The following is an 11,388-nucleotide window of genomic DNA, read 5'->3' on the forward strand; positions in this document are numbered from 1 at the left end:
TTAAGACTCTCTTTTGCTTGTTTTTAAAGTAAAAAATAAAAAACATATTATGCTAAATAACGTAAGAATAAGTAAATTAAAGTAATAATAGTTTATAAATTTGAATAAAAGAGCTTAATTTAAACCAAGAGAGTAGCTCTTTAAAGCGATATAAAAACAAAATAATTTTAACCTAATTTTAAATTAAATTATTCAAAAAACAATCTAAAAATCAGTAAATTAGCATAAAAAACAAATTGATTTGAAAAGTATAGTATTTTTTCTAAAGCTCTTTATTTGCTTAAATTTTAATAACTTAAAAGCACAGTCTTATTGTACCCCAATAAATATCAATAATAATAATAATTTTAATATTTCTAATATAAAATTCGCTGATATTAATAACGACAGTGATAATTCTGCAAATAAATATACCTACTACAATAATGTAACTACAGATGTTATAAAAGGAAACTCTTACTCCAGCTCTATTACTTTTGAAATGAGTAATTACAATGAAGCAACTGTAAAAGTTTGGATAGACTTTAATAACGATGGTACATTTACAACGAGTGAACAAGTACATACATATACAGGTTCTGATGCTTCAAGTCGAAATGGTATAACAGAAAATTTTCAAATAACAATACCAAACGATGTAAACGTTATAGCAACCAGTACTAGAATGAGAGTTGCTATTAGAAGAGGTGCTACTATAAATCCATGTGATTTAGAATTTCAAGTTGGTGAAGTAGAAGATTATAACATTAACATAAAACCATCTCCGCAACCACCAACAGCAAATTGTATTGGTAGCTTAGATGTAACGTTAGATTCAGGAGGTAATGCTTATATAACTGTAAATGATATTAATAATAATTCTACAGATGATTATGATGATCCAGCAGATTTAGTTTTATCATTAGACAAATATGCTTTTGATTGTAATGATATTAGCTCACCACAAACTGTAACCCTAACTGTAACAGATTCTGATGGCTTAACAAACTCTTGTACTACAACAGTAAATGTTTCTGCTTATAATGGCGCTTTTACTGCACCAACATTACCAACTATTACAGAATTTTGTTCTTATGATGTTGAAACGCCTATTATGAACTATCAATGTGGTTTACAAATAGTTGGCACAACAACAGATAATACAACATTAACAACAGCAGGTACTTATCAAATTACTTGGACATTTGACAATGGTTCAACAACAGAGAGTAGTGTTCAAACAATTAATATTTTAGCCCCAAGTGTTCTAACAAATGTCACAGTTTCTAATATTGATGAAACTTCTGCAAAAATTTCTTGGAACTCTTCAGGTACTGGGCCTTATATAATTAGATATCGTTTAAACAACACTTCAGATGCATGGACAGAAACAACCTCAACTATAGAAAATAAAACTATAAATGGTTTAGATGATGGATTGGAGTATGAAGTACAAATAAAAACAAATGCAGACTGTGCATCTTACACAACCTCAACAGTTTTTACAACCACAAATGTGCAGTATTGTGAAACAAACGTAAATATAAATAAAAGTAATAATTATTATATATCTAATGTAGATATCGGTAACATTAACAATTCTACTCCTGCAAATGATAATGTTTATAGATATTTTTCATCACTTTCTACCAATGTAGTTGCAGGAGAAACATTTTCTGGAACAATAACATATTCTAGGCAAAGAAATAATACAACTGCTTTAGTAGTTTGGATAGATTTTAATAATGATGGAGATTTTGAAGATGCTGGCGAAGAAATTTTGAATATTTTAAATGCTGGAAATAACAATACAGTATTTAATATTCCTCTTACAAATATTTTAGTTCCTGAAACAGCTACTTTAGGAAAAACAAGATTAAGAGTTGGTCTAAAACAAAATGCTTCACCAACTTCTTCTTGTAATTTCGATTTTCAAAATGGAGAAATTGAAGATTACACAATATTTATAAGAGAACCAGATAATACTGTTTTTGAATCTGCATTAATAACACAACTATATCATTATAATTTGGCTGACAGATGGATTGAGATTACCAATGTCAACGAAACTGAAACAATACCAGCCAATACTGTAGCTTTAGCTTTATATAAGGATTCGTCTGGGGATCAAACAAATGTGGTGCCAACAGCTTCATTTTTAATTGAATCTGAAGTTTTGCCAGGTGAATCTATTCTTATAAAAAAACCAACTTCTACCCTTGCAAGTGTTTTTGGAACAGTTATCGAAAATACTGCTATTACAGATTTTGATGGAGGGGATGATATTTTAATTGTAACCAAAAAAACAGATTTTAATGCTTGGAAAAACAGATTTGATGTTGTAAAAAACATTAGTAATAATACTTCTTTAGTGAGAAATGATTTAATTACATCATTTAACTCAACTTACGATAGTACTGAATGGATTTCATTTATTGATGATAATTTATCTACACAAACAAACCCACCTCAAAGACACCCTCATGCCCCATTAATTTCTGAAGTTATAGATGGCAATAATAACTCTAATATCAGATTAGGCTTACATAATTTTGGTAATACAACTTGGGAAAGCAATGCTTGGTCTAATGGATACCCAGACAGGTCTAGAACTGTTAATATAAATCAAGACTTAAGTCAATTTAGTATTTTTAATGCAAATAATTTAGAAATAAATAATTCATCTAAATTATTAATAACTAATAATTTATTAGTTATAACAAATAATATACTTATAAATTCTAGTGCTCAAATAAGGCTTGCAGGTACTTCACAACTTATTCAAACACATACAGAAGCAAAAAAAATTTCGGGCTCAGGTAAACTTTTTGTAGACCAAAACTCAACTGTGAATAGTAAGTATAGATATAATTATTTTTCTTCACCAGTTTCTAATACAGGTTTAAACTATTATTCTTTAGAAAATGTTTTAAAAGACGGCACAACACCAACATCTTTAACATCAACTCCAAAAAATATTGATTTTATTAGTGGTTTTGATGGCAATTTTAATAACTCTCCTGCTGGACCAATTCAAATTGCTGAATATTGGATTTATACATACGATTTTAATGGATCTAACTATGGTTACATTCAAAAATTCAAATCTGGTTCTATACAACCTGGTAAAGGCTTTTTAATGAAAGGCCCAGGAAGACCACAAAATTATACTTTTATAGGTACACCAAATGATGGCGAATATAGTTATAATTTATCTAAAGGTAATATATCTGTTTTAGTAGGTAACCCTTATCCTTCTGCCATAAATTCAAAGAAATTTATTGAAGATAATTTAGATGCAATAACTGGAACCTTATACTTTTGGGAACATAGTGGCGAAAAAAATTCTGAAGGTACACAAGGTCATAATACATCTAGTTATATAGGTGGTTATGCAACTAGAAATATTTCTATGGGTACTTCTGCAAGTGCTGTTAGCAGTAACAATTCTGCTCAAACTATTTACCAATATACATTAGAAGCAGAAAGTGGATTTCTTGGTGGAAATGCAACTAAAATAAAAGCAACAAACAGTGTTTTACTTTCTAGTACCATTGATACCTTAACATTTAAAAATGTTAATTTAAATAAAAGTGTAGATAGTTTAAAATTAGTTTACAAAGCTCAAAACGCATCAAGTATAGATTTAATTATTAACCAACAAATTATAAAAACTGCTCAACTAGATGCTTCAGAAGAATTTATAAGCTTAAATATACCAATAGTAGTAAACACAAATGATACTTTAAGTATTAAATTAAAAGAAAATTCACCAATTTATATAGATAAAATTGAGTTTAATTATACATTTTCATATACAGAACCAAAACAATACATCCCAATTGGGCAAGGTTTTTTTATATCTACAGATAGCGATGGTGGTACTGTTTCTTTTAATAATTCTCAAAGAGAATATGTTGTTGAAGGTGACAATTCTGTATTATTAAAAAGTGATAAAAGAAATAAAAGGAAAACATCTAAAAATTTAGAAATTGAAATTTTAAAACTAGGGTTCAATTATATAAATGAAAATAGTTTAGGAATGCATAGGCAAATTGGAGCTTCCTTTAGCGCTAATAATTCTTTTGATTTTGATAAAGGTTATGATAGTGAAATGTTTGATATTGGAAAAACAGATATTTACTGGAAATTTGACAATGATGATCGTAAATATGTAATTTGTGGAGTTCAAGAAATTACTGATGAGCTTCAAGTACCTTTAGAATTACTTATAGCTAAAGCAGGTGAAGTTTCAATAGAAATTGATGAATGGAAAACAGAGAACAAAAATGTCTATTTATTTGATAAAGTTGAAGATGTTTTTTACCTATTAAATTCTGAAAAAGCTAATTTAGATTTAGAAAAAGGATTGTATGAAAATCGTTTTTACATAACTTTTAATAACAGTAAAATATTAAATACAAAAGATATTGTCTCTGAAGATATACATATTTTTTTAAATAGGAATCAAAAAATAATAAATATAAATTCTGATAATAATATTTTAATTAAAGAAGCCAATTTATATAATATTTTAGGTCAAAAGATAAATTCATGGGATTTTGCAAAAAAGACTTACAAAACTATTTTAGATGTAAAAAATATAAAACCTTCTATATACATATTACAATTAAAAACAAACAAGGGTACTATTTCTAAAAAAATATTAATTAATTAATTATTTTTTTTTAAAACCGTAAAACAAAAAACTACGTAAGTATTTATGAACTAAAGGAAGATTAGTTTGTGATTTGAAATAAGTTGGTTGATTGAAAAAGAGTTGCTTTCTACGAGAGCAGCTCTTTTAACTTTAAAATAGTATAATCTAAATCTTCTTTAGTGGTAAACTTAGAAAACGAAAAACGGATAGACGTTTTATCTTCCTCTCCATCAAATAATATTTCAGATAAAACATGAGAGCCTTTATTGCTTCCACTTTGACAGGCACTACCACCAGAAACAGCAATACCAGCCATATCTAAACTAAAAAGTAACATTTGATTTTTTATTGGAAAACGAATGTTTAAAATAGTACAGCTACTTCTGTCTAAATTAGAAGACAAACCATTAAACTGTAATTTATTAGATATTTTTTTTAGTTCAGCAATAAAATATTTTTTTAGATTTTCTATATAGTTTTTATCAGTTTGCAAATTGATTGTTGCAATTTCTAGAGCTTTTTCCATACCTAAAATGGCATGTACATTTTCCGTGCTAGATCTTGCTCCTCTTTCTTGATCTCCACCATGTAGCATGGGTAAAATACCAAAACCTTTTCTAAAAAAAGCAAAACCTACACCTTTTGGCCCATGAAATTTATGTGCGCTAGCCACCATAAAATCTAATGCAATATCTTGTAAATTTATGTTGTAATGTCCAATAGCTTGTACAGTATCAGAATGAAACAAAGCAGTATGTTGTTTACATAATTTGCTTACTTTTTCTAAAGATAACAAGTTTCCAATTTCATTGTTAATCATCATTAAACTAACCAACGTTTTTTGTTCGGAGTTTTTTAAAAGATTTTCTAAATGATTTAAAGCTATGGCTCCTGACTCATCAACCTCTACAAAATCTAATCCAATATTGTAAGTTTCTTGCAAATAATTACATGTGTGTAATACTGCATGATGTTCTATTTTAGAAGTAATAATTCTTTGAACTCCTAAATTTAAAACAGCATTATTTAAAATTAAATTATCGGCTTCTGTACCACTAGAAGTAAAAATAATTTCTTGGGCAGTTACATTAAAAAAGTTGGCAATATTTTTTCTAGCAGTTTCTACAGCAGATTTTGCTTTTCTACCAAATTGATGTGTAGATGATGGATTGCCATAATTTTCCGCCATAGATTTTTGCATAGTTGCAATAACCTCTGCATCTATTTGTGTGGTTGCAGCATTGTCTAAATACACAGTTTTCATAGTGCAAAAATACGTTTTCTATTTTACTCTTTTATATTTTGATATACATAAACCTCAGTAGCACCCAAACCATATTTTTTATAGGAAGCATCATAATATTTAACGGGATATTTATGTAACAAATTTTGGAGTTCTGTTTTTAAAACTCCCTCTCCTACTCCATGTATAAATACAATTTTAGAAATTCTTTTTTGAATGGCATATTCTACTTTTCTTTTTGCTGTATCTAATTGTAGGTTTAACATATCGTAATTATCTAAACCTTTTACAGATTTTACTAATTGATTGATATGCAAATCTACCTCTAAAATAATTTCGTGTTTTTGTTTTTTAAAGAAACTCTCTTTGGGTTTATTCGCACTAATTTTTTCTTTTAAAAGCGCATTATTTATGTCAGAATATTTAGATAATTCGTGCTGTTCTTTATCTATTTTAACCAACTCTTTTTCATCAAAATTAAAAACCATACCATCTGTAGTTTCTACAGAAATAACATTTTTATTTATGTTGATGATTTTACCTTTTAAAACATCATCTAAAACAGCTACTTTGTTACCAATTTCTAAACGCATTCTTAACCTTATTTTAATTTAAAACACTAAATAACAGCTTAATTTTGCTACAAAAATACACAGTATGATAAACACTTCTTCTATTTCTACAGAAAATTTCTTTAAACAATCTTCTAAAAAAGTAAGTTTGAGTAATGAACGTAAAGATTTATTGCTTAAAATTTCTGAAAGTATTGCAAAAGAATACACAAAGAACGAGGTTGTAAATGTAAATTTTATTTGTACACACAACTCTAGAAGAAGTCAACTTGGGCAAGTTTGGGCATTTTTTGCGGCACAATTTTTCAATTTAAATATAAATGCGTTTTCTGGTGGTACAGAGGTTACTGCATTTTTTAGAAATACTGTAAAAACCTTGCAAAAAGTAGGTTTCGATTTTAAAATAGAAGATTTTTCACATCAAAACCCAAAATATATCATTTCTTTTAATGGCAGTAAAAAAAGTATTTTAGGCTTTTCTAAAAGGTTTGACAATCCTATAAACAAAGATCCTTATATTGCAATTACAACTTGTAACAATGCAGATGCAAATTGCCCTTTTATAGCCACTGCGATAGAAAGGTTTCATTTGCCTTTTGTAGACCCAAAGGCTTCAGACGGTACAGATGCACAAGAGGAAACTTATTTAAAAACGAACCAGCAAATTGCAGCAGAAGTATATTTTATTTTCGAGAGTGTTCAGAAATTAGTGCATTAAACTTCTATACTTTTATCGTAAGGTATTCTTTCTAAAACGTGATTGATTACGTTAACTCTAGCTTCTGTTTTTCTATTCGCTCTAATTATTTTCCAAGGAGAAATTTCTGTATTGGTTTTTTTAAACATGGCATCTTTATACTCTGTATATTGATCCCAAAGAATTTGTGCTTTTTCGTCTAATTTGGTCATTTTCCATTGCTTTAGAGGATTACTCTTAATGTCTGCAAAACGTTTGGCTTGTTCTTTTTTAGAAATAGACATGTAAATTTTCACCAAATGTATTCCAGATTCTAAAATCATCTTTTCAAATTCATTTACCTGATTCATAAAAATCTCGTATTCTTTTTCTGTACAAAAACCATTTACAGGCTCTACTACTGCTCTATTGTACCAACTTCTATCAAAAAACACCATTTCTCCTGCTTTAGGAAACTGCTCTACATAACGTTGAAAATACCATTGAGATTGTTCGTCTTTTGTAGGTTTTGGCAATGCAACAATACGCATATGTCTTGGGTTTATACGCTCTGTTAATCTTCTAATAGCACCACCTTTACCGGCAGCATCTCTACCCTGAAAAACAATAATAATTCTTTCATCATTATTTATTGCCCAAGTTTGTAAACGTATTAACTCTACTTGTAATTTTTTTAATTTTTTTTGATAGTCTACATAACGTAAACCTCTTTCAACATTAAAAGGTTCTTTAGACAATAATGCCAACAGTCCTTTTTTTGTATTTAATTTATTTACTTGTTTTTTAGTTAATTTATCGCCCATAAAATTTAGTCTATATTTTTACTATTAGACCTATAGTAACGCATTACAACGTTTGGGTCTGGAGTTAAAGTTATTTTTGCACCTTTTTTATCCTCATAATCAAACTGAGATATTACATGTCTCATAGCTTCTAATCTTGCTACTTTTTTATCGTTTGTTTTAATCATCATCCAAGGGCTGTATGAAGTGTGTGTTTTAGAAAACATTTCTGCTTTGTAATGTGTGTACTTATCCCAAAGTAATTGACCTTGTTTATCTACAGGACTAAACTTCCATCTTTTTAAAGGATTTTCTTTTCGGTCTTCAAATCGTCTTAATTGCTCATCTTTTGTAATAGAAAGCCAAAATTTTATAATAATTACCCCATCTTCGTACATCATGTGTTCAAACTCTGGTACTTGTACTAAAAATTCTTTGTATTGTTGTTCTGTACAAAAACCCATAACAGGCTCAACTACTGCTCTATTATACCAGCTTCTATCAAAAAAAACAATTTCACCTGGGTTGGGTAACTCTTTTATATAACGTTGAAAATACCATTGTCCTTTTTCTATTTCTGTAGGTTTATTTAAGGCTACCAATCTTGTAGAACGCGGATTTAAATGCTCCATAAAACGTCTAATATTCCCTCCTTTACCTGCTGCATCTCTTCCTTCAAAAATAATGGCTACCCGTTTTTTTTCTTTAGAAATCCAACGCTGTAGTTTTACCAATTCTATTTGCAATAATTTAAGTTCTTCTGTATAATAAAGTGTCTTTTTTACTTTATTAAATAGTGGGCTTTTTTCTTCAATTAAATCGAGTAAATCTGAATTATTTTCAATATTCTGAAAATCTTCTGCAGTAATTTTATTTTTTATACTCATGTGTATTTTTTCGAACCTTAAAAATATTAATTTTTTTTGTTAATTCAGTTAAAAAAAGGTCAATTTAGCTAAGAAATTTTATATTTGTTTTCTATGAAAAAGAACTTTACGGTTTTATTTTTTTTGATAAGCGCTATTGTTTTTTCGCAAAAAAAATACGCAAAAGAAATTAGTTTTATCACAGAAAATGATTTGTACACCTCTACGTATTACGATCGATATTATACAAATGGGATGTTTTTATCCTACAGATACTTAGCAAAAGAAAACAATAAAAATTTAGAGAAAAAAATATTTGAGTTTACCCTTGGCCACAAAATGTACACGCCTTTTAAAGCCATATTAGTAAACCCAGACAATCATGATAGGCCTTTTGCTGCTTATCTTTATGGTAGTTTCGGTATCCATAAAATATATAAAAAAAATGCTGCTTTAAAAACATCTTTTCAATTAGGTGTATTAGGTCCAAATGCTTTTGGCAAAAACTTACAAGATTTTATACACGATATTTATGGTTTTAAAGAAGCTGTTGGTTGGAAATATCAAATTAAAAATGCCATTGGTTTAAATTTTAATGTTGCTTTTGATCAAAAAATGTTAAATAAAACAGGGGAATATTTTGATGTTTTTTGGACAAACAAAGCAAAAGTTGGTACCATTGATACAAATATTTCTTCTGGATTTTTAACTAGAATTGGTTTTAAACCTTTACAAAAACTAGCCAATTCTATTGCTTTCAATACCAATATCAATAATAAAAACACAGCATATTACAGAGAGGTTGAATCTTTTCTCTATATAAAACCAACGTTAAGATATACTTTGTATGATGCTACGTTACAAGGTAGTTTTTTAAATACTGGTAGTTTGGTTACCAATACATTAAAACCCTTTGTGTTCAACTTAGAAGTAGGCTATCAGTTTACCGCAAACAGGTTTCATTTTGCTTATATTTATAATTACAACACAGATAAATCTAACAACTTAAATGCTACGAATGGTCATACGTATGGTACTATCGCTATTCATTATTTGATAAAATAAATACTTAGAAAAAATCGTCTTTAAAACCAATTAAATAAAGTTTTTCTTGCGCTCTGGTTATAGCTGTATACAACCATCTAAAGTATTCTTTAGAGACACCATCTGGTAAATAAGGTTGTTCTACAAATACGGTTTTCCATTGTCCTCCTTGAGATTTATGACAAGTCATTGCATAAGAAAACTTTACTTGTAGTGCATTAAAATATTTGTTCTTTTTAATGGCTAAAAACTGTTTGTATTTCGATTTTTCGTCTGCATAATCTTCTTTAACAGCCTGATACAATTTATTAGATTCATCATAAGTTAAAGACGGACTCTCACTAGTTAAAGTATCTAAAAGTAAAACGGTTTCAAAAGGGTGCATATCTGGATAATCAATCATTCTAATTTCTACCTCTGCAAATTTAAAACCATATAATTCTTTAATTGAAAAGATTTTTAAGACCTCGCAAATATCGCCATTAGCAATAAAACCTGCTTTTGAGGATTCTGGCAACCAAAAATAATTGTTTTTCACAATCATAATATAATCGCCTGCAGAAATTTCGTTTTCTTGCCCTCTAATGTTGTATCTAATTTGTTGATTGTATTGGTTAGCGCGTTTGTTAGATCGCACAATAAAGGCGGTATCTTCTACACCAAAATTATCATAAGCAGTTACAATGGCGTCCTCTATATCATAGCCATCTTCTAACCTTTTAATATCAGGATAGTTTAAATCAAAAGCAAAATTAGTATGGTCGTTTCTTAAAAGCAGTCTTAAAAAAGTTGCGTTTGCTAAAATGCCAGAGTTTTCATGCTGACGCATTACTTCGTCTAACTCAATTTCTGTTACTGACTTTTGAAAATGATATTGTAGCGTCTCTTTTTCTAAAGCTGGAGAAACGTCTAATTTTACAGGTGGTAATTGGGCAGTATCTCCAATAAAAATGAGTTTACAATTTACACCTGAATATACGTAAGAAATTAAATCGTCTAAAAGAGAACTGCTATCAAACAATTGTTGGTTTTGCTTACCATCTGGTATCATAGAAGCTTCATCTACAATAAAAATGGTATTTCTATGCTTATTCGGTTGTAAAACAAAAGCAACAGAACCATTACTTTGCTTTTTAGGAAAATAAATTTTTTTATGGATAGTAAAAGCTGGTTTTTTTGAATACACAGCAATTACTTTTGCTGCCCTACCTGTGGGTGCCAATAAAACCGATTTTTTTCCAGCTGTCCACAAAGAATTTACAAAAGCCCCAATAGTGGTAGTTTTACCAGTACCTGCATAACCTTTTAGTAAAAACAAACTATCTTTTTCTTCATCAAAAATAAAATTGCTTAATAAACTTAATAAATCTCGCTGTTTTGTAGTGGGTTCAAAAGGAAATTTTTTTAATAATTCTCTATTAAATTTTGCTGAAGTTTCTATCATATTTTAATTAAAACATCAAAGATACATTGATTTGCAAATAAAAGTTTTTATCATTAAAAAAAAATTGTAGATTTGCGTTAAGACTATTAAAAATATAAATA

At 28.6% G+C, this 11,388-nt stretch carries 8 protein-coding genes; 3 read left to right on the forward strand and 5 right to left on the reverse strand.

Annotation, left to right across the window (positions count from 1 at the left end):
* The first annotated feature begins 241 nt into the window (after positions 1-241).
* Entirely contained in the window at positions 242-4,657 is a 4,416-nt protein-coding gene (locus ACTG3S_RS00615) for a GEVED domain-containing protein (protein WP_439127439.1), read from the forward strand.
* Between the two features lie 109 nt (positions 4,658-4,766).
* Here ACTG3S_RS00615 and ACTG3S_RS00620 read toward each other — a convergent pair whose 3' ends face one another.
* Both ACTG3S_RS00620 and ACTG3S_RS00625 read right to left on the reverse strand, forming a co-directional pair.
* Positions 4,767-5,903, reverse strand: a complete 1,137-nt coding sequence (locus ACTG3S_RS00620) for a cysteine desulfurase family protein (protein WP_439127440.1) — start codon at positions 5,901-5,903, stop codon at positions 4,767-4,769.
* A 23-nt stretch (positions 5,904-5,926) separates the two neighbouring features.
* Positions 5,927-6,475: a Smr/MutS family protein gene (locus tag ACTG3S_RS00625; protein WP_439127441.1), complete on the reverse strand. Its 549-nt coding sequence runs from the start codon at positions 6,473-6,475 to the stop codon at positions 5,927-5,929.
* A gap of 64 nt (positions 6,476-6,539) precedes the next feature.
* On the opposite strand from ACTG3S_RS00625, the gene ACTG3S_RS00630 reads away from it, so the two are divergent.
* Positions 6,540-7,172, forward strand: a complete 633-nt coding sequence (locus ACTG3S_RS00630; RefSeq protein ID WP_439127442.1) for a hypothetical protein — start codon at positions 6,540-6,542, stop codon at positions 7,170-7,172.
* On the opposite strand, the gene ppk2 (ACTG3S_RS00635) is transcribed toward ACTG3S_RS00630, so the two are convergent.
* Together ppk2 (ACTG3S_RS00635) and ppk2 (ACTG3S_RS00640) are read right to left on the reverse strand one after the other, a co-directional pair.
* On the reverse strand, positions 7,169-7,954 hold the full coding sequence (gene ppk2 / locus ACTG3S_RS00635) for a polyphosphate kinase 2 (RefSeq protein WP_439127443.1): 786 nt from the start codon (positions 7,952-7,954) through the stop codon (positions 7,169-7,171). The genes ACTG3S_RS00630 and ppk2 (ACTG3S_RS00635) overlap by 4 nt on opposite strands.
* 5 nt (positions 7,955-7,959) lie before the next feature.
* The gene (gene ppk2, locus ACTG3S_RS00640) at positions 7,960-8,820 is read right to left on the reverse strand and encodes a polyphosphate kinase 2 (RefSeq protein WP_439127444.1); all 861 of its coding nucleotides are present in this window, start codon (positions 8,818-8,820) and stop codon (positions 7,960-7,962) included.
* A gap of 93 nt (positions 8,821-8,913) precedes the next feature.
* Between ppk2 (ACTG3S_RS00640) and ACTG3S_RS00645 the strand changes: the two genes are divergently transcribed.
* Positions 8,914-9,864 carry a lipid A deacylase LpxR family protein gene (locus tag ACTG3S_RS00645; protein ID WP_439127445.1) on the forward strand — a complete coding sequence of 317 codons (951 nt, stop codon included), beginning with the start codon at positions 8,914-8,916 and terminating at the stop codon, positions 9,862-9,864.
* A 4-nt stretch (positions 9,865-9,868) separates the two neighbouring features.
* On the opposite strand, the gene ACTG3S_RS00650 is transcribed toward ACTG3S_RS00645, so the two are convergent.
* A complete protein-coding gene (locus tag ACTG3S_RS00650; RefSeq protein WP_439127446.1) occupies positions 9,869-11,287 on the reverse strand; it encodes an ATP-dependent DNA helicase in 1,419 nt (472 codons plus the stop codon).
* Positions 11,288-11,388 lie beyond the last annotated feature (101 nt).

It is taken from the genome of Polaribacter sp. (assembly GCF_965656025.1).
Lineage (GTDB): Bacteria > Bacteroidota > Bacteroidia > Flavobacteriales > Flavobacteriaceae > Polaribacter.